This window comes from Nonomuraea sp. NPDC050783 (assembly GCF_040802095.1).
Classification (GTDB): Bacteria; Actinomycetota; Actinomycetes; order Streptosporangiales; family Streptosporangiaceae; genus Nonomuraea.
Window position 1 is genome coordinate 135,118 of sequence record NZ_JBFAHK010000008.1, and the last position, 20,181, is coordinate 155,298.

Below are 20,181 nucleotides of genomic sequence, written 5' to 3' on the forward strand. Positions count from 1 at the left end.
CTCCGAGCCGCTGGGCGAGGAGATCGTATGAGTGACGTGCTGGTCTGGATCGACTGCGAGATGACCGGGCTCGACCTTGGGCGCGACGCGCTGGTCGAGGTGGCCTGCGTCATCACCGACAGCGAGCTCAATCAGCTTGACGAAGGCGTCGATGTGATCATCAAGCCGCCGCCGGAGTCGCTGGAGCAGATGTCGCAGGTGGTGCGCGAGATGCACACCGCCTCCGGGCTGCTGCCCGAGCTGGCGAGCGGGGTGACGCTGGCGGAGGCGGAGTCGCTCGTGCTCGACTACATCCGCCGCCACGTGCCCGAGCCGAAGAAGGCGCCGCTGTGCGGCAACTCCATCGGCACCGACCGCACGTTCCTGGCCCGCGACATGCCCGGGGTGGACGGCTATCTGCACTACCGGATGATCGACGTCTCGTCGATCAAGGAGCTGGTGCGGCGGTGGTATCCGCGGGTCTACTTCGCCGCGCCCGAGAAGCAGGGCGGGCACCGGGCCCTGGCCGACATCACCGAGAGCATCAGGGAGCTGCGCTACTACCGCGCGGCGATCTTCGTGGAGCAGCCGGGCCCCGACTCCGTGACCGCGCGCTCGCTCGCGGAGCGGGTCAGCGGTTGAGGAGGCTCGCGGAGCGGTAGCGCGCAAGGACTCGCGGAGCGGGTCGGCGGATAAGGAGTGGCGTAAAGACTCCCGAACCCCGCTACACTTTTCCTGTGCCGCCTCGCGAGGGGCGGCCTTGGTGGGTGTAGCTCAGTTGGCAGAGCACCAGGTTGTGGTCCTGGGTGTCGAGGGTTCAAGTCCCTTCACTCACCCTGAACGTGCGACGGCCGGTCCAGTGGACCGGCCGTTGTCGTTTTTCTCCCGACAACCGCCCCTAAATCACCACAATCGGGTTATGCTCACTGTCTACCGCTAACGCCGGAAGCACGGGGGCCTCGGCGATCTGATCGTCTTCGCGCCCCCGGAGGCCGGATGAGAGTCGACGACACAGCGTTCGACAGCGTGTTCACGTCCCTGAGCAAGCGCGAGATCGAGGTCATGGACCTCATCGCCACCGGGCAGTCCAACGGCCAGATCGCGCAGCGCCTGTTCCTCAGCGAGAAGACCGTCAAGAACCACGTGAACCGGATCTACGCCAAGCTCGGCGTGGACAGCCGGGTCACCGCCATCGGTCTCTGGCAGTCCCGCCGCCGGTAGCGCCGGAACGCGCCACCGGCCCCGCACCGGGCCGTGCCGGGCCGTGCCGGACGGCACGGCCCGGTGCGGTCAGGCTCCCGGCTTGATGCGCCGGCCGGTGACGCGGGTGGGGACGATCTTGAGGTACTGCCGGCGGTCGCCGCCCACCCACGGCTCGACGCCCGTGGCCGCGGCCGGCCCGCGCTCGTCCTCGGCCGTCACGTGGTGCAGGGAGCCCTGCACCAGAACGCTCCACCCGCCCCGCGTGAGGTCCTCGATCCGGTCCACCTCGAACGCCACCTTGTACTCGACGTCCGCCACGCCGGTCCGCAGGTCCTCGTCCGTGGTGCCGCCCGTGGCGGTGCGGAAGACGACCGCCCCGTCCAGCAGCCGGTAGTTGACCGGCAGCACGGTGAGCCCGTAGCGGCCCTCGAAGGCGATCCGGCCCACGCCGCCGGGCTCCAGCAGGCGCAGGCTCTCCTTCTCGTCCAGCACCAGCAGCTCGGGGTGGGCGGAGGCGGGCCCGGCGCCGGAGGGGCCGCCGGCGTCCGCGCCGAGCAGCTCCGCCACGGTCGTCCCCAGCGCCCCGGCGAGCCGGGCCAGCGCCTCGCGCACCGGCGGGCCGGCCTGCCCCTCCAGACAGGCGACGTAACCGGCGTCCACGCCCGCGCGCTCGGCCAGTTGCTCGCGCGTGAGACCCAGCGCGTCGCGCCGTTCGGCGATGCGGCGGCCCAGGCGCTCGATGGTGGTCACTTTCTGCGACATCAGCGATCTCCTCCCCAGGGCCACCGTAACCGCACGTCACGGCGGGCAGGGGCGGGGGCCCTTTCCCCGCCCGGTGGTTTAACCGACGCTGACGGAGTCATAGGAGTCCATGGCGATATTGAGGGGGAGGAAACCGGTCATGGTGCGTAGAACGCGGGTCGTCGTGGTAGGAGCGGGCTTCGCCGGGCTGGCGGCCACCAGGGAGCTGGCCAAGGGCGGAGCGCTGGTGACGGTCGTCGACCGCAACCCCTACTCCACGTTCCAGCCGCTGCTCTACCAGGTGGCCACGGCGGGCATGGGCACGGCGGACGTGTCCTACCCGATCCGGACTTTCGCCGCCAAGTGGCCGAACGTTCGCTCGCGCCGCACGGCGCTCAGCAAGGTGCTGGCGGACGAGAAGCGGGTGGAGTTCGAGGACGGCACCTCCCTTGAGTACGACTACCTGGTGCTGGCCACCGGCGTGACCACGAACTGGCTGAACGTGCCGGGCGCCAGGGAGAACGGGCTGCCCATCTACTCGCTCGGCGACGCGACCACCCTGCGCCGGCGGCTCCAGCACTACCTGGAGGACACCGCGGCCGGGCGGCGCGAGAGCACGAACGTCGTGGTGGTGGGCGCGGGCGCGACCGGCGTGGAGGTGGCCGGCACGCTGGCCGAGCTGCGCCGCGGGACGCTGCCGCTGACGCATCCGGAGATCCGGCCGGAGCAGACGAGCGTGACGCTGGTCGAGCGCTTCGACTACGTGCTGGCCCCGTACAAGCCGAGGCTGCGCCAGGCGGCGGAGACGGCGCTGCGCAAGCGCGGCGTGCGGATGCGGCTGGGCTCCACGGTGGCCTCCGTCGAGCCGGACGCGGTGGTGCTGCAGGACGGCACCCGGGTGCCGAGCGACGTCACCGTGTGGGCGCTCGGCGTCACCGCGCCCGCGCAGGTGGCCGACTGGGGGCTGCCGCAGGGCAAGGGCGGCCGGGTCTCGGTCACCGAGACGCTGAGCGTGCCGGGCCACCCGGAGATCTTCGTGGCCGGCGACCTGGCCTCGACGCCCATGCCGCTGCCCCAGCTCGCCCAGCCGGCGCTGCAGATGGGCAAGCACGTGGGCCGGCAGATCCTGGCGGCGGCGAAGGGCGAGCCGCTGCGGCCGTTCAACTACACCGACCCGGGCATCATGGCGACGGTGGGCAAGGCCGAGGCGGTGCTGGAGCGGCCCAGCGGGCTCACGGTGCGCGGGTTCCCCGCCTGGCTGGTGTGGATCCTCATCCACATCGCGTACCTGCTGGGCGGGCGCAACCGGGTGAGCGTGCTGATCAACTTCTTCTACCGCTACTTCGGGCCGCGCCGCACCGCCACCAGCGTCAGCCAGTGACGGCCCGCGCGGGCGGCGGCGCGCCGAGCGCCGCCGCCAGGGCGCGCAGGCCGTGGGCGAGGTCGGCCTCCGGGATGTTGAGCGCCGGGCGCAGCCGCACCGAGCGGGGGCCGCAGGGCAGCACGAGCACGCCGTGCTCCTCCCTGAGCCGGGCCACCAGGGCGTCCCTGACGGCCGGATCGGGCAGGTCGAAGGCGGCCATCAGGCCCCGCCCGCGCACGCCGGAGATCGCCTCGGGACGCTCGGCCTCCAGCTTGACGAGGCGTTCGAGCAGCACCTCGCCGAGCGCCGCGGCGCGCCGGACGAGGCCGTCGCGCTCGATGATCTCCAGGATGCCGCGGCTGCGGACCATGTCCACCAGCCCGCCGCCCCAGGTGGAGTTGATGCGGCCGCTGACCCGGAACACGTTGTCGGGCACCTGGTCCACCCTGCGGCCCGCCATGATGCCGCCGACCTGGACCTTCTTGGCGAACGCCACGATGTCGGGCGCCAGCCCGAGCTGCTGGTAGGCCCACGGGGTGCCGGTGGTGCCGCCGCCGGTCTGGACCTCGTCCAGGACGAACAGGGCGTCGTGCTCGTGGCACAGGGCCTGCATGGCCTGGAGGAAGCGGGGCGTCATGTGGTTGTCGCCGCCCTCCCCCTGGATGGGCTCGGCGATGAAGCAGGCGATGTCGTGGGGGTGGCGCTCGAACGCCTCCCGGGCCTGCGCCAGCGCGTGCTCCTCGGCCGCCTCGACGTCGCCGAGGTGGATGGCGGGCACGTCGATGCGGGGCCAGTCGAACTTCGGGAAGCGGTCGGTCTTGCCCGGCTCGGTGTTGGTCAGGCTCAGGGTGTAGCCGCTGCGGCCGTGGAAGGCCCGCGTCAGGTGCATGACCCTGGTGCCGAGGTCGCGGGGGCGGCCGGCGGCCTCGTTGTGGCGGCTCTTCCAGTCGAAGGCGGTCTTGAGCGCGTTCTCGACGGCCAGGGCGCCGCCCTCGACGAAGAACAGGTGGGGCAGGTCGGGGTCGCCGAGCACGCGGACGAAGGTCTCGACGAAGTCGGCCAGGTGCTCGGTGTACATGTCGGGATTTGCTGGCTTGTTCCGGGCGACCCGGCCGAGGAGCTGGACGAAGTCGGGGTCGAAGGGCGGGTTCACGCCCAGCGGGGCGGAGGCGAAGAACGTGTAGAAGTCGAGGTAGCGGCGGCCGTCCCGGGCGTCCACGAGCCAGGAGCCGCGGCTCAGCTCCAGGTCGAGGACGAGCCGGTAACCATCGACGAGCAGGTGGCGGGCAAGGCGGGTGTGTACGTCCATGTCGCCTCCACTATGGGCGGAGCGGCCGACGCTTCTCCGGCGGAGCGCCGGCCCGTACGCAAAATTTACGGGACATCTACCCGATATGTGAAGTTCTTCAACCCCGCCTCCGCCGTCACCCGTGCGTGTAGACCACGATCGACACCGCGACGTACTGCACGAGGTACGCCGCCACGGTGAAGGCGTGGAAGACCTCGTGGAAGCCGAACCAGCGGGGCGAGGGGTCGGGGCGGCGCAGCCCGTAGACGACGGCGCCCGCCGAGTAGAACACGCCGCCCACCGCCACGAGCACGACGGCGGCCACTCCCGCCCCCTCCAGCAGCTCCGGCATCACGAAGATCGCGGTCCAGCCGAGCAGCAGGTAGAGCGAGGTGGACAGCCAGCGCGGCGCGCCCCGCCAGAACATCCGGAACAACACGCCCGCGAACGCCCCGCCCCAGATGACGCAGAGCACGGCCACCCGCGCCGCGCCCTCCAGCGCCAGCAGTGCGAACGGCGTGTAGGTGCCCGCGATGATCAGATAGATGTTGGCGTGGTCGACGCGCTGCAGGACGCCGGCCAGCCGCGGCCCGAGGCTGCCGCGGTGGTAGGTCGCCGAGATCCCGAACAACAGCCCCGAGGTGATCGAGTAGACGGCGGCGGCCAGGCGGGCCTGCAGCGTCGGGCCGAGCGCCACGAGCACGAAGCCCGCGACCAGGGCCACGGGCAGCGTCCCCGCGTGCAGCCAACCGCGCAGCCTGGGCTTAACGGTCATGGTCGTCATAAAACCTACGGTACCGTAGGTTAGAGGCCGTTGAGGAAGCGCACGGCGATGGGCACCGCGGCCCCGCGCCCCGACCCGCCGTGCCGGACGAACACGCAGAAGGCCAGGTCGTCGCGGTAGCCGATGAACCAGGCGTGCGGCGGCCCGTCCGGCACCTCCGCGGTCCCGGTCTTGCCCGCCACGCCCTCGGGCAGCCCCGAGTCCGCCGCCGTGCCGTGGTCCACGACGGCGCTCATCAGGTCCCTGAGCGCCCGCACGACGTCCTCGTCCATGCGGGCGTCGTCGCTGGTGACGCCGTCGATGCGGCGTACCTCCCCCTTCGACAGCAGGCGGGGCGAGCGCCAGGTGCCGTTCTGCACGGCGGCGGCCAGCGCGGCCATGCACAGCGGGGTCGTGACGACCTCGCCCTGGCCGATCGCGTCCTCGGCGAAGGTGTCCGGGTCGGTGGTCTCCGGCACCGTGCCGCAGCTCCCGCCGATGCCCGTCACCACCGGCCGGCCGAACCCCCACTCGGCCGCGGTGTCGGCCAGGTCCTTCGAGGTCAGCCTGGTGGTGGCCTGCTCGACGAAGGTGGTGTTGCAGGAATGGGCGAACGCGTCGGCGAAGGTGACCGTCCCGCGGTCCACCCCGCCGTCGTTGGTGATCGTGCGGAAGCCCGGCACGGTGTACGAGCCGGGGCACGGCACCTCGGACCGCGGGTCGAGACCGGCCCTGAGCAGCGCGGCCGCGGTGATCGTCTTGAAGACCGAGCCCGGCGGGAAGACGTCGCGCACGGCGCTGTAGTGCTCCTTCAACCGGTCGGCCAGGCCCAGGATCTCGCCGGTGCTGGGCCTGACGACCACGATGGTGGAGTCGTCCACGGCGTCCAGGGCGCGGGCGGCGGCCGCCTGGACCGCGCGCGAGAGGGTGGTGCGCTCGACGTTCGCCTTGGGCTGCCGGCTCAGCAGCGGCCGGTCCGGCTGCCCCGGCGCCTTCAGCAGCAGCTGCCAGCCCTGGTGGGTCTCGGCGAACTCCGGCTTGAGCGGGTCGAGGTAGGCGTCGGCGTAGCTGTCGTGCGGGATCCGGGCGCCCTCGCTGGTCAGGAACTCCGCCGTGGTCGTGTCGATCTCCCCCAGCTCCAGCCGGGCGCCGTCCTTGAGCAGCGGGTGCAGCGTCTCGGGCGTCCATAAGACCCTCCACTCCTGGTCCCTGACGGCCAGCCGCAACGTGCTCTCGAAGGGCCAGGAGCCCAGCTCGGTGAGCAGCCGCACGCCCGCGAACGGCACCTCGGCCGACTCCTCGCCCGTGCTCCTCAGCGGCCCCGGCGTGAGCGTGATCGCATCGACGTGCAGCTTCTCCGACAGCTCCCGGTGCCGGGTGACGAAGTCGCCGGGCGGCCGGTGGACCAGCCGCTCCATGCCCAGGACGTCCCCCTTGCGCCAGGCCGCGAAGTACGCCGCCGCCGTCTGCGCCGCGCTGCCCCTCACCCGGCCGGCCGCCACGACCGCGAACGCGCCCGCACCCACTATCGCCGCGACCGCGACCACGAGCACAATCAGCTTTCTCCGTCGCATACGGTTTCTCCCGGGAGGGATCAGCGTGACACGTGGACAGCGGGAGCCGGCGCCTGGGGTCTACCCGGTGACGTTCGGCGAGGTCGAGCTTCTCCGGGACCTGGACAGGCAGGACGGCTGGATGTTGTCCAAGGATGGCGTACCCCAGTCGTACGTGGATCTCAAAGACCCCACCTTCCTGGAATTCGAGTACGTACGTCTCATGGCGGACGTGATCGACCTCCTCGATGACGGGCCGCTCAGCTGCGTCCACATCGGCGGCGGCGCCTGCACGATCCCGCGCTACGTCTCCGCCACCCGCCCCGGCTCCCGCCACATCGTGGTCGAGCCCGACGGCCTCCTCGTCAACCTGGTACGCGAGCAGCTCGACCTGCGTTCGGTGCCGCGCCTGAAGGTCATCGTCGAGGGCGGCCGCGCCGGTACCGGCCGGATCTGGGACGGCACCGCCGACCTGGTGGTGCTGGACGCCTTCGCCGGCGCGACCATGCCGATCGAGCTGGCCACCGCCGAGTACATGGGCGACCTGGCCCGCGTCCTGCGCCCCGGCGGCACCCTGCTGATCAACCTGGCCGACGGCAAGGGCCTGGCCTTCGCCCGCCGCCTGCTGGCCACCGTGACGGGCACCTTCCGGCACGTGGCGCTGCTGGCCGAGCCGGGCATCCTGCGGGGGCGGCGCTTCGGCAACCTCATCGTCACCGCCTCCCGCGCCGAGCTGCCGGTGGACCTGCTGACGCGCCGCGCGGCCGGCGGGCTGACCCAGGCCCGCTGCGTGCACGGGGAGGCGCTGACCAACTTCGTCGCCGGGGCGGCGCCCATCAGGGACGGCGACCGCGTGCTGGCCCCGGTGCCCCCGCCCGCCGTCTTCGGCTGAGCCCTCCTCCCCGGGCTCCCTCCCCGGGCCCGCTACCCGGCGGGGTGCGCGGCGGCGGTCTGCCGCCAGATCAGGCCGTCACGCAGCACCAGCGTGCCGTACGCGGTCACGCTCCGGCCGCCGGCGGTCATGCGCGCGTGGTAGAAGATCACGTCGTCGGTCGTGCGGACCGAGACCAGCTCGTCCACCCGCGGGGCGGCCGCCAGGTAGGCGGCGAACAGGTCCTCGATCTCGGCCGCGCCGCGCGCGACGCGGTCGAGGCGGACCACGGTGGCCTCCGGGTGGTACTGGGCCAGCAGGGCCTTCAGGTCGCCGGCGGCGATGGCGGCGAGCTGCCGGTCGAACACGGCCTGGGCGGTGGGCGCGGAATCGGGCGTGGGACCGGACGTGGGGCCGGACGTGGGACCGGGCGCGGGGTCGCTCGTGGGGTCGGTCATGCGGTGGCACCTTCGGGGGTGGCGGGGCGGGGGCGGAGGAGGTCGTGGGCGACCTGGGCGGCCGCGTACGCCAGGATCAGCGGCAGCGCGGCCGCGGTGGGCAGCGCGGCGGTGGCGAGCGTGAGGGCGGCGGCGGCCAAGCGCAGCCCGGCGGCGCGGCGGTCGCCGGAGCACAGGTGCTGGACGCCGAGCACGGCGAGCACCAGCGCGGCGGGCCCGCCGACCGCCCAGCTCGTCCCGGCCGGATGGGCGATCGCGTGCTCGATGCCGATCCCGTACGCCACCAGCCCGAGCGACAGCGGCAGGTGGGAGTAGACCCAGACCTGCCCGGCCAGCCGGGTGCGCAGCACGACCGACTCGTCGATGTGGCCGAAGTACAGCCACCAGAAGCCCATCGCGATCGCCACCCCGGCCAGCGCGACCGCCAGCGTGCCGGCCGTCACCTCGTGCCCCTTCAGCCCGGTGACCACGGACGTGACGACCTCGCCGAGCACGATCACCACGAACAGGCCGAAGCGCTCGGGCAGGTGCTCGGTCTGCGGCGGCAGCCTGCCCTGGTGGCGGCGGGCCAGCAGCGGGGTGGCCAGGTCGATGACCACGGCCACGGCCCACAACGCGTAGCGCTGGGGCGGCTCGACCGCGAGCGAGGCCAGCCAGACGAGCGCGGCGAGGGTGAACCCGGCGGCGTAGCGGCCGGTCAGCGGCCGGGCCTCGGGCACGTGCCGCCCGGCCCTGGCGTAGGCCACGACGAGCAGCAGCCTGGCCACCACGTAGGCGACCGCGAACAGCCCCGAGCGCCGCTCGATGTCGCCCACGCTGGCCGCCATGGCCGCCACGGCGAGGATCTGCGGCAGCGCGAGCAACCGGTGGCTGACGTCGTCGGTGTCGAAGCGGTTGGCGTAGAAGACGTAGCCCGCCCAGGCCCACCAGACCGGCACGAACAGGCCGACGTAGACCAGGAGGTCGCCCTCGGCGAGCACGGCGGCCAGCTCGGCGACCGCCACGACGAAGACGAGGTCGTAGAGGAGCTCCAGCCAGGTCGCGCGGCGGTGCGCCTGCTCGAAGAGCCGTAATCGGGGTGGCTGCCACTGGCGGCTGTCACTGGTCACTGCTGCGCTGCCCTTCGCCATGTAATGATGTAATTCTGGCATCACGTGGCGGGCGCGCGGAACGGGTTTTCGCGATCAGCGCAGGGCCAGGCAGGCGACCCGGTCGCCCGCCGTGCCGGCCTGCGGGCCGCTGGTCACCGTGGGCCCGGCGTGGATCACCAGCGAGCCGGGCAGGCGGGTGGGTTCGAGCGACCAGTCGTTGCCGGCACTGGCGCGACCGGCGCCCTCGTCGTCGGTGGTGAAGTCGAGCCAGACCTCGCTGACCGCGTCGACCTGGCCCGGGTGGTGCTGGTAGTGCGGGCCGGCGTCGGCGGGCGCGGCGCCGCAGGGCCTGGTGTGCAGGTGGGCGCCGTAGTGGTGGTCGGGCAGCAGGCCCTCCACGACGAGGGAGGTGCGGGTGCGGCCCCCCGACGACTCGACGGTGACGCTGCCCTGGGCGCCCTCGGGGACCAGCTTGCGGTCGTAGACGACGGCGGCGGAGACCGCGGTGGAGGCGGCCGGGGAGGCGGCCGGGGAGGCGCCGGCGGGGGTGCCGGAGGGGGCTTCGGCGGAGGCGTTTCCCTCGACGGGGGCGAACTCGCCGCCCCCGGACATGGTGACCACGCTCTGGGCCGGGGCCGCGCGCATGTCCGGCGCGGGATCGTGGTCCACGGGCGCGGGCGGACCCGCGCAACCCGCGGCTGCGAGCAGGACGAACAGGAACGCGGGCACGCGCATGTGAACTCCCCTAGGTCCGGGCCCCGGCGGCTTCCGAGAGGCCCCCACTCTAACGAGTGACCATGACATTACGGGGAGTATTGGCGACAGTCCGGTCAGGCGCCGTGCCGGGCCGCGATGTCGTCGATGATCGCGGCGAGGGTGAAGTCGCGCTCGGTGAGGCCGCCCTGGTCGTGCGTGGTGAGCGCCAGGTGCAGGGTGCGCCAGCGGATGTCGATGTCGGGATGGTGGTCGAGCTCCTCGGCCCTGACCGCGATCTCGTCCACGATGCGGATGGCCGTGGGGAAGTCGGGCGCGTTGACGCTGCGCCGGATCTCGTCGCCCTCGCGCCGCCAGGCGGGCAGGTCCTTGAGCTTGCTCTCGACGTCCATGCCGTCACCCTATGCGCGCCCTTGCTCAGAACAACCTTCTGGAAGCAGAGTGGGTCCCATGATTGTCGAGTACGCGGACCGCGTCTGGCGCGGCGAATCCGAGGACAGCATCGCCGACCTGGGCCTCGCCGGCCAGGGCCTGGCGGACGAGGGCGTCCGGACGATCGAGGACGGCCTCGGCTGGTGGCCGGGCTTCGGCAACGTGATCACCTTCGCCACCGAGGGCGAGCTGGTGCTCTTCGACACCGGCAGCCCGTTCTCGGCCGCCAGGCTGCACGAGGACGTGCGGCGCTGGAGCCGGGCGCCGCTGACGACCGCGTTCTACTCGCACGGGCACATCGACCACGTCTTCGGGCTGGGCCCCTTCGAGGAGTCGGGGCCCCGCGCCACGGTCTACGCCCACGAGGCCGTCGGCGACCGCTTCCGGCGTTACGTGCTCACCAACGGCTACAACGCGGTGATCAACCAGCGCCAGTTCCAGGCGGATGGCCTGCGCTGGCCGACCGAGTACCGCCATCCCGACGTGACCTACCGCGACGCGCTGACCGTCCGGCGCGGCGGCCTGACCTTCGACCTCCTCCACGCCAAGGGTGAGACCGACGACGCCACGATCGGCTACGTGCCCGAGTACAAGCTGCTGCTGCCCGGCGACCTGTTCATCTGGGTGACGCCGAACTGCGGCAACCCCCAGAAGGTGCAGCGCTACCCGCGCGAGTGGGTGCACGCCCTGCACCGCATGGCGGCCCTGGACGCCGAGATCATGCTGCCCAGCCACGGCGCCCCGGTCTTCGGGCGCGACCGCGTCCGCCAGGCCCTGCTGGAGACGGCCGAGTGGCTGGAGTCGCTGGTCACCCAGACCCTCGACCTGCTCAACGCCGGAGCGCGGCTGGACGAGATCGTCCACACGGTGCGCCCGCCCGCCCACCTCGCCGACCGCCCCTACCTGCGGGCCCGCTACGACGAGCCGGAGTTCGTCGTCCGCAACCTGTGGCGGCTCTACGGCGGCTGGTACGACGGCAACCCGGCCACCCTCAAGCCCGCCCCCGACGCCGTGCTCGCCACGGCGGTCGCCGGACTGGCGGGCGGGGCGGGAGCGCTGGCGGACGCGGCGCTGAAGGCGCTGTCCGGCGGCGACGAGCGCCTGGCCGGCCACCTGGCCGAGATGGCCGCCCTGGCCGCCCCCGACGACCCCGGCGTGCACCGGGTGCGGGCGGAGGTGTTCGGGGCCAGGGCGGCGAGCGAGCGCTCCCTGATGGCGAAGGGCGTCTTCGCCTGGGCCGCCGCCGAGTCCAGGAAGCGCTCCTCCTAGCCCCGTCCGGCCTTCTCGGGCGGGGCGGCTACCATTCCGTTCCCGGTGCCGGGATCACTGTGGGAGGGGTTCTCCGTGGAGCGGATGGTGGGCGTCGGCGTAGTGCTGACCGGGCCCGACGGGCGCATCCTGCTGGGCGAGCGGGTCAGGGCGGGCGAGCCGCCGTCGTGGTGCCTGCCGGGCGGGGCGGTCGAGCCCGGGGAGAGCTTCGAGGCGGCCGCCCTGCGCGAGCTGCGCGAGGAGACCGGCGTGCGCGACACCGGGACGCCCCGGGTCACCGCCGTCGTGCTCGACCACCCGGGGAAGGGCCTGGGCGAGGGTCCAGGAGAGCGCCCGGGCGAGGGTCCAGGGGAGGGTTCAGGAGAGCGCCCGGGCGGGGGTTCAGGAGAGGGTGCTGTGCGGGTGACGGCGGCGGTGGCCGTGGAGCTGGGGAGCGGGGCGGGCGAGCCCGAGGTCACCGAGCCGCACGTGTTCCGGTCGTGGCGCTGGTTCGCCGCCGACGACCTGCCGTCGCCGCTGTTCCCGGCGACGGCCCGGATCCTCGGCGGCCCGGCCGAGGGCTTCTACCGCGTGACCGGCTGAGGGGCCGGTCACGCCGATCCGCGGTCGCGGGCCGGGGACGCGGGCCGGTCACGCGGATCCAGGGGCGCGAGGCCGGGGGCGCGGGAGCTGGGCGTGGTGGCCGGTCAGCCGAAGTGGGCGCGGGTCTCGGCGAAGGCCCGGTCCGTGCCCTCCAGCGCCCTGGCGACGTCCTCCTCGGTGTGCGCGGCCGACATGAACCAGTTGTGCCAGGGGTGCAGGTAGACCCCGTGGCGCAGGCAGGCGTCGCTCCAGTGCATCGCCACGGACAGGTCGGCGTCGCCGTCGAAGCTCAGCCACGGGATCGTCACCGGCCCGGTCTGGTCGACCACGAACCCGTGCGCCTTGGCCTGGGCGTACAGGCCCTCGCGGAGCTGGGTGCCGGCCCGCTCCATCGCGGCGATGCCGTCGGTGTCGCGCAGGGTCTCGATGGTGGCCTTGGCCGCCGCCATGGCGACCGCCGAGAACCAGAACGAGCCGGTCGAGTACAGCGTCTGGGCGGCGCCGCGCAGCGCGTCCGTGCCGGTGACGGCGGCGATCGGGTAGCCGTTGGCCATCGCCTTGGACCAGGCCGTCAGGTCCGGCCGCACCCCGTACGGCTCCCAGGAGCCCCGCAGGTCGATGCGGAACCCGGCCCGCACGTCGTCGATCACCAGCGCCGCGCCGAGCCGGTCGGCCAGCGCCCGGGCGCCGCGCGCGAAGGCCGGCTCCACCAGCTCCTGGTCCTCGAACGAGTCGTGCTTGAACGGCGTCACGATGATCGCCGCCACGTCCCCCTCGACGGTGGCCGCCGCGGCCTCCAGCGACTCCAGCGAGTTGTAGGCGAACTCCACCAGGTCGGCGCGCTCGTTGGGAGTGGTGCCCGCGGTGGAGGGCGTGCACCAGGGGTCGGCCCCGTGGTACGCGCCGTGCGCCATCAGCACCTTGGTCCGCCCGGTCGCGGCGCGGGCGACCATGAGGGCCTGGGTGGTGGCGTCGGTGCCGTTCTTGGAGAACATCGCCCAGTCGGCGCTCGGGATCAGGTCCACCAGCAGCTCGGCCAGCTCGACCATGACCGCGCCCGGGCCGTTGAGGCAGTCGCCGAGCGCGGCCTGGCGGGCGGCGGCCTCCTCCACGCGCGGGTGCCGGTGACCCAGCACGACCGGGCCCCAGCTGCACATGAAGTCGATGTACTCGCGGCCGTCGACGTCCCACTGGCGGCAGCCCTCGCCGCGTTCGAAGAACTGGGGGAAGCCGGGGGCGAACAGGGCGGCGTTGAGGTGCCCGTACATGCCGCCGGGGACGACTTTCGCGGCCCTCGCGCGCAGGTCGGCGTCTTTCACGTGAGCATCCTTAGGGTCGAGTCGAGGTCGGTGAGCCCTGCGTCCGAGCCGAGGCCGGTGGCGACGCGGGCGGCGGCGGCCGTGCCCCAGCGGGCGGCCGTCGGCACGTCCTGGCCGTGCAGGAGGCCGGTGAGGAAGCCGGCGCAGTAGGCGTCGCCGCAGCCGGTGGTGTCGGCGACCTCGGTCTTGATCGCCGGCACCCGCTCGGCGCCGTCCGCGGTGAGGACGAGGCTGCCCTCCTCGCCGAGGGTGACGAGCACGCCGCGCGGGCCGTCGGCCAGCAGCGCGCGGGCGGCCTCCGCCACGTCCGCGGCCCCCGTCATGAGGAGGGCCTGGGACTCGTTGGGCAGCACGTAGTCCACGTGCGGCAGGAAGGCCCTGGCCATCCCCAGCAGGTCGGGCAGCTCGGACAGCAGGTCCATGGTGACGATCGCGCCGGCGGCGCGGACCTCGTCCAGGAGGGCGAAGAAGGCCGGGTCGCCGAGGCCGAACGTGACGTCCATGCCGCCCAGGTGGATGCCCCGCGCGCGGCGCAGCACCGCGGGGTCGAGGTCGGCGTAGGCGACGGAGAGGTTCGCGCCGGGCACGTGGAAGCTGGGGCGCCCGCCGTCCGGCCTGATGGGCAGGATCGAGGCGGCGGTCGCCTCCCCCGCCCTGCGCCGCAGGCACGAGGTGTCGACGCCGCGCTTGGCGAGGGTCATCAGCAGGAAGTCGGCGAGCTCGTCGTCGCCGACCGCGCCCATCGTGACCACGTCGTTGCCCAGCTTGACCAGGTCCACGGCGGTGCCGGCGGCCGCACCGGCGGCGGTGAGGCGGATCTGGTCGACCAGCACGGTGTCCTGGCCCTCGGGAATGTGGTCCACGGGCCTGGCGAGGATGTCGACGATGTGGACGCCGACGGTGACGACGGTCATAGTCTAAATAGACAGACGTCCGAATAAAACGTCAAGGGAGGGCTCGATGCCGAAGATCGTCGATCACGACGAGCGCAGGCGCGAGGTGCTGTCGGCGGCCCGCCGGGTGATCGTCAGGGACGGCATCGACGCCGCGACCACCAGGGCCATCGCCAAGGAGGCCGGCTACTCCAACGGCGTGCTGGCCCACTACTTCGCCGACAAGGACGAGATCCTGCTGTCCGCGCTGCGCCAGTCGCACCAGCGCATCCGCGAGCGGCTGGCGCGCAAGGTGGCGGGCGCGACGGGCCTGGCCGCCCTGCGCGAGCTGCTGCTGGACAACCTGCCGCTGGACGCCGAGCGCACCCAGGAGAGCCGGCTGGAGGTCAGCTTCTGGAGCCGCAGCCTCGCCTCCGAGCGGCTGGCCGAGGTGCAGCGGACCGAGGCGGACGAGCTGCGCGCCGCCGTCCGCGAGCTGCTGGGCCGGGCGAGGGCGGCGGGCGAGCTGCGCGCCGGCGGTGGGAACGGCGGCGGGAACGGCGACAGGGACGGCAGCGGAAACGGCAGCGGGTACGACGACGACAGCCTCGACGACCTGACCGAGCACCTGCTCGCCCTCGTGGACGGCCTCAGCCTGCACCTGCTGCTCTACCCCGGCCGCCTGACCCGGGTGGACGTCGAGCGGCTGATGCTGCGGGCGCTCGACCGCCTGTGATTGCCGGTTGTCGGACGACCGCCTGTGATTGCCGGTTGTCGGACGACCGACTACATTGCCGCCCTATGACTCCCCTGACTCCCCGCGAGCAGCTCTGCGCGTACGGCCGCCGCGCCGTCGAGCTCGGCCTGGTCATCGGCACGTCGGGCAACCTGAGCGCCCGCGAGGGCGACCTCGTGGCGGTCACCCCGTCGGGCGTGGCGCTCGACCGGCTCACGCCCGAGATGTGCCCGGTGGTGGACGTCGAGGGCCACCTCGTCGAGGGCGACCTGCAGCCCTCCAGCGAGACGCCCATGCACCTGGCCATCTACGCGAGCACGGACGCGCGGGCCGTGGTCCACACGCACTCGGTGTTCGGCACGGTGGTGGCCACCACGATGACCGAGCTGCCGCCGGTGCACTACAACGCGCTGCTGCTGGGCGGGGTGGTCAAGGTCGCCGAGTACGCCACATACGGCACCCCCGAGCTGGCCGCGAACGTGCGGGCCGCGCTGGCGGGCAAGCAGGCCGCCCTGCTGGCCAACCACGGCGGGGTGACCATCGGGGCGAGCCTGGAGCAGGCGTTCGAGGCCACCCGGCTGCTGGAGTGGCTGTGCGAGGTCTACGTCAGGGGGCTGAGCGTCGGCCGGCCGGCCGTCCTGACGGAGGAGCAGCTCGCGGCCGTGGTCGAGCGCGCGCTCAACCCCCCGTCGTTCCCCCGCCGCGCCTGAGGCGCCCTTTTCCCGCGACTGCCGGGCCGATCTCCGGGTAGATGCCGATCTCCCCAAGCCAGTCGCGAGAAAGGAACGATCATGGCCGGACAGGCCAACTCCCGAGACGTCGTCCAGCGCCCCGACGGCACCTGGGCGGTCACCAAGCCCGGCTCCGACCGGGCCCTGCACACGGCGGGCACCCAGGCCGAGGCGGTGGAGCGGGCGCGCGAGCTGCTGCACCGCGACGGCGGCGGCGAGCTGCGCATCCACGGCACCGACGGGAAGGTCCGCGACCAGCGCACCATCTCCCCCGGCAACGACCCCACGCCCCCGAAGGGCTAGCTAGCCCAGCGCCGCCTTCTCGGCCAGGCCGAGGGGCAGGCCGCCGGAGCCGGCGACGCGGTCGTGGAAGTCCTTGAGCGGCCCCTGGAACGACTGCCGGATACGGTCGATCTCGATGGCCCCCGTCAGGTAGGAGGGTGCCTGGGTGGGCCAGGCGCAGTAGCGGTTGACCTCACCCTGCGCGGTGCCGGGCGACAGCGACGCCTTGGTGGCCATGAACGTCTCGGCCTCCTCGATCGACATGTCCTCGCAGTGCAGCGCGGTGTCCACGACGATGCGGGCGGCGCGGAAGATCCGGCAGTCCAGGTGGGCCAGCTCGGTGGCCGGGGTGTCGAAGTAGCCCTGCTCGTGCAGGAGCTTCTCGACGTACAGGGCCCAGCCCTCGGTGAAGTACGCGGTCCTGAAGACCTTGCGGACCGTGCGCGGGTTGCCCGCCATGTACGACAGGTGCCAGTGGTGGCCCGGGTATGCCTCGTGGACGGCGATGGAGGGCATCTGGGCCCGCGAGTTCGTCCGCAGCCGCTGGCGCACCTGCTCCTCGGTGAAGCCGTCCGGCGTGTACGGCACGAAGAACACGCCGGTGCGCGAGCTGCTGAGCGGCGGCGGCGCCAGGTAGTGGGCGACGGACAGGACCGGCCGGGTGTACTCGGCCGACGGCAGGACGTGACACTCCTCGCCGTCGGCGAAGGTGACCAGGTCGCGCTCCTTGACGAAGTCGCGGGCGCGCAGCGTCTCGGCCTCGTACTCGGCGCGCATGTCGGCCAGGGTCGGCGGGTGGTCGTCCATCAGGGACTCCATGGCCGCCCGCCAGTCCTGGCCGCCGTTGACCCGGACGGAGACCTCGCGCATCCTGGCGTCCAGCTCGGCCCAGGCGGCCTTGCCCTTCTCGTGCAGCTCGGCGGCTCCGTAGCCGAGCAGCTCGCGCTCGCGCAGGAGGGTGGAGTACAGCTTCTCCCCCATGCGCCAGGTGCCGCCGCACTGGAAGCCCTCCAGGAAGGTCACCAGCTCGTCGAAGGCGCGGGCGGCGGGCTCGGCGGCCTCGGCCAGCCGGGCGCGCAGCCCCTCGTCCTCGACCATGCCGGGGATCGTCCTGGTGAGGAAGTTGCGGCCGGTGCGGGCCTGCCCGAGGCCGCGCTGGACGAGCAGCGGCGCCGCGAGGTCGGGGTCGAGGTTGGCGCGGCAGGCGGCGAGCACGCCGGGCACCTCGGCGAGCTTGTCGAGCGCGGCGGCCACCAGCTCGGGCTCCGGCTTGAGCCGGCGCTGGAACGGGGTGTACATCGCGCCGAAGACCGGCGACAGGTAGGCGGCCGGGTCGCGGCGCCACTCGGGCCAGGCCGCGAGCGCGATCGACCCTCTGAGCTGCGACACGACGAGGTCCCTGTCGATCTCGTCGTCGAGGGAGGTGGCCGGGAGTGCCGCGAGCCGGTCGAGCCAGCGGGCCTCCTCGCGCTCGCGGGCGGCCCAGCCGGCGGCGGTCAGGTCGCCGAGGGTGTGGTCGTAGCCGTCGGCTCCCAGGAGGCTGGCGAGCACGGGACGGTCGGAAAAATACCACTGGAGAAACTCGTCCACCGATGCACCATATCCTGAGCAAATGCCCCTGCAGATCACTGGCGCGCTCGGTGACCCCGACCTGCTCCGCCTCCCCTGGGACGTCCCCCTGCAAGACTGGCCGCAGCACCATCTGGTCGATCTTCCACGCGGCATCTCGCGGCACGTAGTGCGCTTCGCCCGCCTCTCCGGCAAGGTGTACGCGATCAAGGAGATCAGCGAGCGTTACGCCCGCCGCGAATACCAGCTCCTGTGGGACCTGGCCCGGCTCGACGCGCCCTCGGTGGAGCCGGTCGCGTACGTCACCGGCCGCGAGGAGGGCCTGGACGCCGCGCTGATCACCCGGCACCTGCAGTTCTCGCTGCCCTACCGCGCGGTCATGTCGGGCACGCTGCGCCCCGACACGCTCACCCGCCTGCTGGACGCCCTGGCCGTGCTGCTGGTGCGGCTGCACCTCAACGGCTTCTACTGGGGCGACTGCTCGCTGTCCAACACGTTGTTCCGCCGGGACGCGGGGGCGTTCGCGGCCTACCTGGTGGACGCCGAGACCGGCGAGATGCACCCGATGATCAGCGAGGGCCAGCGGCTGACCGACATCGACGTGGCCCACACCAACATCTTCGGCGAGATGCTGGACCTGGAGGCCGGCGGGCTGCTGCACCCGTCCGTCGATCCGATGGAGACCGCCGAGGACATCGTCGCCCGCTACCACCGCCTGTGGGCCGAGCTCAACGACAGCGAGATCATCGAGGAGGTGGACTGGCACCGCGTGGAGCAGCGCATCCGCCGGCTCAACCTGCTCGGCTTCGACGTGGCCGAGATGATGGTGCGGCGCAAGGTCGGCACCGGCCGGCTCATCGTGCGGCCGAAGGTCGTCGACGCCGGCCACCACCAGCGCCGGCTGCTCCGCCTGACCGGGCTCGACGTCGAGGAGAACCAGGCCCGGCGGCTGCTCAACGACCTCGACGGCTTCCGGGTGGCCAAGGGCCTGCGGCACGAGGACGAGGCCATCGTGGCGCACCGGTGGCTGGCCGAGGTGTTCACCCCGACGGTGGACGCGATCCCGGCGGAGCTGCGCGGGAAGCTGGAGCCCGCGCAGCTCTTCCACGAGATACTCGACCACCGCTGGTACCTGTCCGAGCAGGCGGGCGCCGACGTGGGCCTGGCCACGGCCGTGAAGTCGTACGTGGACAACGTGCTCGTGCACAAGCCCGACGAGAAGGCGCTCCTCCCGGACGAGCCCCCGGACGCCGATCCGCAGGCGGCGGATCAGTAGGCGACGGATCAGTAGGCGACGGATCAGTAGGCGACGGATCAGTAGGCGACGGTGATCCGCGTGCGCGGATGGGTGCCGCGCTCCAGCTCGTCGGCGACGGCCACGGCGTAGTCCTCGGCCGAGATGAAGCTGCGGCCCTGGGAGTCGGCGAGCAGGTCCTCCTGTCCGATGCGGTAGACGCCGGTGCGCTCGCCGGGCGCGATCTCGGCGGCCGGCGAGATGTAGGTCCAGTCGAGGTCGTCCACCTGCCGGAAGAAGCCGAGGACCGAGCGGCCGGCCAGGGCCTCCTTCTTGTAGACGTCCGGGAACTCGGGCGTGTCGACCAGGTCCACGCCCGGGGCCACCTTGAGGCTGCCGGCGCCGCCGACGACGATCAGGCGGCGCACGCCGGCCTCGCGCGCGCCCTCGACGAGAGCGCGGCTGGCCTCCATGAACGGGCCTTCCGGCTCGGTGCCGTCGCGGGGCGGGGCGATGGCCGAGACCACGGCGTCGTGCCCCTTGGCCAGGGTGGCGGTGTCGCGGACGTCGCCCTTGACCGGGCCGCCCGAGCGGCTGACGCCGGTCACCTCGTGCCCGCGGTCGGTGAGCTCTGCTACGACGCGCCGGCCGATCATGCCGGTCGCGCCAAAGACGAGGATCTTCATGCCGCCAAGAGTATCCATCGGATACTGGTTACTTCATCGTGCTATAAGTACCTTATGGATACCGGTGATGTCTTCGACCCTGATTGCCCCACACGAGTGGTCCTGGACAGGATCGGTGACAAGTGGTCGACACTGGTGCTGCTCAGCCTCCGGGGCGGGCCGATGCGCTTCACGCAGCTCCGCACGCGCATCGGGGGCGTCACGCCGAAGGTGCTCACCCAGACCCTGCGGGCGATGGAGCAGGACGGGCTGGTGACGCGGAAGGTGTTCGCCGAGGTGCCGCCGCGCGTGGAGTACACGCTGACCGAGCTGGGGCACTCGCTGCACGGGCCGCTGTCGGTGGTGGCCGAGTGGGCTGAACGGAATGTGGCGGAGATCCTCCGCTGCCGCGAGAGTTTTTCGTGACTCGCACCCTTGTCCGCCCTGCCCGGGCATGCCGTGGCCC

The 20,181-nt window shown here is 72.6% G+C and carries 23 protein-coding genes and 1 tRNA gene; 12 read left to right on the top strand and 12 right to left on the bottom strand.

Going from position 1 to position 20,181, the window contains the following annotated elements:
• Positions 1–27 precede the first annotated feature (27 nt).
• The 3 genes from orn to AB0H75_RS23230 all read left to right on the top strand — a co-directional run bounded on the left by orn (position 28) and on the right by AB0H75_RS23230 (position 1,200).
• Positions 28–621 (top strand): oligoribonuclease, encoded by a 594-nt coding sequence (gene orn / locus AB0H75_RS23220; protein WP_367799265.1) that lies wholly within the window; start codon positions 28–30, stop codon positions 619–621.
• A gap of 121 nt (positions 622–742) precedes the next feature.
• Positions 743–815, top strand: a tRNA-His gene (locus tag AB0H75_RS23225).
• A 160-nt stretch (positions 816–975) separates the two neighbouring features.
• The gene (locus tag AB0H75_RS23230) at positions 976–1,200 is read left to right on the top strand and encodes a LuxR C-terminal-related transcriptional regulator (protein WP_367799266.1); all 225 of its coding nucleotides are present in this window, start codon (positions 976–978) and stop codon (positions 1,198–1,200) included.
• Positions 1,201–1,269: 69 nt separating this feature from the next.
• Here AB0H75_RS23230 and AB0H75_RS23235 read toward each other — a convergent pair whose 3' ends face one another.
• Positions 1,270–1,944 (bottom strand): helix-turn-helix domain-containing protein, encoded by a 675-nt coding sequence (locus AB0H75_RS23235; protein WP_367799267.1) that lies wholly within the window; start codon positions 1,942–1,944, stop codon positions 1,270–1,272.
• A gap of 139 nt (positions 1,945–2,083) precedes the next feature.
• Here AB0H75_RS23235 and AB0H75_RS23240 point away from each other — a divergent pair, with 139 nt between their 5' ends.
• The gene (locus tag AB0H75_RS23240; RefSeq protein ID WP_367799268.1) at positions 2,084–3,304 is read left to right on the top strand and encodes an NAD(P)/FAD-dependent oxidoreductase; all 1,221 of its coding nucleotides are present in this window, start codon (positions 2,084–2,086) and stop codon (positions 3,302–3,304) included.
• Here the strand turns inward: AB0H75_RS23240 and lat are convergent.
• From lat to AB0H75_RS23255, 3 genes are all read right to left on the bottom strand, one after another.
• Positions 3,294–4,595, bottom strand: a complete 1,302-nt coding sequence (gene lat, locus AB0H75_RS23245) for an L-lysine 6-transaminase (RefSeq protein ID WP_367799270.1) — start codon at positions 4,593–4,595, stop codon at positions 3,294–3,296. The genes AB0H75_RS23240 and lat overlap by 11 nt on opposite strands.
• Positions 4,596–4,710: 115 nt before the next feature.
• Entirely contained in the window at positions 4,711–5,349 is a 639-nt protein-coding gene (locus tag AB0H75_RS23250; protein WP_367799728.1) for a hemolysin III family protein, read from the bottom strand.
• Positions 5,350–5,378: 29 nt separating this feature from the next.
• Positions 5,379–6,911: a penicillin-binding transpeptidase domain-containing protein gene (locus AB0H75_RS23255; protein ID WP_367799272.1), complete on the bottom strand. Its 1,533-nt coding sequence runs from the start codon at positions 6,909–6,911 to the stop codon at positions 5,379–5,381.
• Positions 6,912–6,936: 25 nt separating this feature from the next.
• Here AB0H75_RS23255 and AB0H75_RS23260 point away from each other — a divergent pair, with 25 nt between their 5' ends.
• A complete protein-coding gene (locus AB0H75_RS23260) occupies positions 6,937–7,782 on the top strand; it encodes a spermidine synthase (protein ID WP_367799274.1) in 846 nt (281 codons plus the stop codon).
• A 32-nt stretch (positions 7,783–7,814) separates the two neighbouring features.
• On the opposite strand, the gene AB0H75_RS23265 is transcribed toward AB0H75_RS23260, so the two are convergent.
• From AB0H75_RS23265 to AB0H75_RS23280, 4 genes are all read right to left on the bottom strand, one after another.
• Positions 7,815–8,219 (bottom strand): nuclear transport factor 2 family protein, encoded by a 405-nt coding sequence (locus AB0H75_RS23265; RefSeq protein ID WP_367799276.1) that lies wholly within the window; start codon positions 8,217–8,219, stop codon positions 7,815–7,817.
• Positions 8,216–9,349 carry a low temperature requirement protein A gene (locus AB0H75_RS23270; protein ID WP_367799278.1) on the bottom strand — a complete coding sequence of 378 codons (1,134 nt, stop codon included), beginning with the start codon at positions 9,347–9,349 and terminating at the stop codon, positions 8,216–8,218. Before AB0H75_RS23270 ends, AB0H75_RS23265 begins: the two co-directional genes overlap by 4 nt.
• Positions 9,350–9,403: 54 nt before the next feature.
• A complete protein-coding gene (locus AB0H75_RS23275) occupies positions 9,404–10,045 on the bottom strand; it encodes a superoxide dismutase family protein (RefSeq protein WP_367799280.1) in 642 nt (213 codons plus the stop codon).
• A gap of 95 nt (positions 10,046–10,140) precedes the next feature.
• The gene (locus AB0H75_RS23280) at positions 10,141–10,416 is read right to left on the bottom strand and encodes a 4a-hydroxytetrahydrobiopterin dehydratase (protein WP_367799282.1); all 276 of its coding nucleotides are present in this window, start codon (positions 10,414–10,416) and stop codon (positions 10,141–10,143) included.
• A gap of 58 nt (positions 10,417–10,474) precedes the next feature.
• Here AB0H75_RS23280 and AB0H75_RS23285 point away from each other — a divergent pair, with 58 nt between their 5' ends.
• Entirely contained in the window at positions 10,475–11,725 is a 1,251-nt protein-coding gene (locus AB0H75_RS23285) for an alkyl sulfatase dimerization domain-containing protein (protein ID WP_367799284.1), read from the top strand.
• A gap of 45 nt (positions 11,726–11,770) precedes the next feature.
• Positions 11,771–12,307, top strand: a complete 537-nt coding sequence (locus AB0H75_RS23290; protein ID WP_367799286.1) for an NUDIX domain-containing protein — start codon at positions 11,771–11,773, stop codon at positions 12,305–12,307.
• A gap of 104 nt (positions 12,308–12,411) precedes the next feature.
• Here AB0H75_RS23290 and AB0H75_RS23295 read toward each other — a convergent pair whose 3' ends face one another.
• Both AB0H75_RS23295 and AB0H75_RS23300 read right to left on the bottom strand, forming a co-directional pair.
• A complete protein-coding gene (locus AB0H75_RS23295) occupies positions 12,412–13,626 on the bottom strand; it encodes an aminotransferase class III-fold pyridoxal phosphate-dependent enzyme (protein ID WP_367799288.1) in 1,215 nt (404 codons plus the stop codon).
• Positions 13,623–14,540 (bottom strand): carbohydrate kinase family protein, encoded by a 918-nt coding sequence (locus tag AB0H75_RS23300; protein WP_367799290.1) that lies wholly within the window; start codon positions 14,538–14,540, stop codon positions 13,623–13,625. The genes AB0H75_RS23295 and AB0H75_RS23300 overlap by 4 nt, the downstream gene beginning before the upstream one ends.
• 46 nt (positions 14,541–14,586) lie before the next feature.
• Between AB0H75_RS23300 and AB0H75_RS23305 the strand changes: the two genes are divergently transcribed.
• The 3 genes from AB0H75_RS23305 to AB0H75_RS23315 all read left to right on the top strand — a co-directional run bounded on the left by AB0H75_RS23305 (position 14,587) and on the right by AB0H75_RS23315 (position 16,268).
• Positions 14,587–15,234 (top strand): TetR/AcrR family transcriptional regulator, encoded by a 648-nt coding sequence (locus AB0H75_RS23305; protein WP_367799292.1) that lies wholly within the window; start codon positions 14,587–14,589, stop codon positions 15,232–15,234.
• 65 nt (positions 15,235–15,299) lie between these two features.
• Entirely contained in the window at positions 15,300–15,944 is a 645-nt protein-coding gene (locus AB0H75_RS23310; RefSeq protein WP_367799294.1) for a class II aldolase/adducin family protein, read from the top strand.
• Between the two features lie 81 nt (positions 15,945–16,025).
• Positions 16,026–16,268: a DUF2188 domain-containing protein gene (locus AB0H75_RS23315; protein ID WP_367799296.1), complete on the top strand. Its 243-nt coding sequence runs from the start codon at positions 16,026–16,028 to the stop codon at positions 16,266–16,268.
• Here AB0H75_RS23315 and AB0H75_RS23320 read toward each other — a convergent pair whose 3' ends face one another.
• A complete protein-coding gene (locus AB0H75_RS23320) occupies positions 16,269–17,837 on the bottom strand; it encodes a DUF885 domain-containing protein (protein WP_367799298.1) in 1,569 nt (522 codons plus the stop codon).
• Positions 17,838–17,859: 22 nt separating this feature from the next.
• Here AB0H75_RS23320 and AB0H75_RS23325 point away from each other — a divergent pair, with 22 nt between their 5' ends.
• Complete coding sequence (locus AB0H75_RS23325) at positions 17,860–19,092, top strand: DUF4032 domain-containing protein (protein ID WP_367799300.1); 1,233 nt, start codon at positions 17,860–17,862, stop codon at positions 19,090–19,092.
• A 38-nt stretch (positions 19,093–19,130) separates the two neighbouring features.
• Here the strand turns inward: AB0H75_RS23325 and AB0H75_RS23330 are convergent, their stop codons facing one another.
• The gene (locus AB0H75_RS23330) at positions 19,131–19,736 is read right to left on the bottom strand and encodes an NAD(P)-dependent oxidoreductase (protein WP_367799302.1); all 606 of its coding nucleotides are present in this window, start codon (positions 19,734–19,736) and stop codon (positions 19,131–19,133) included.
• A 54-nt stretch (positions 19,737–19,790) separates the two neighbouring features.
• On the opposite strand from AB0H75_RS23330, the gene AB0H75_RS23335 reads away from it, so the two are divergent.
• Positions 19,791–20,141, top strand: coding sequence for a winged helix-turn-helix transcriptional regulator (locus AB0H75_RS23335; protein WP_367799304.1), 351 nt, complete (start codon positions 19,791–19,793; stop codon positions 20,139–20,141).
• The last annotated feature ends 40 nt before the right edge of the window (positions 20,142–20,181 follow it).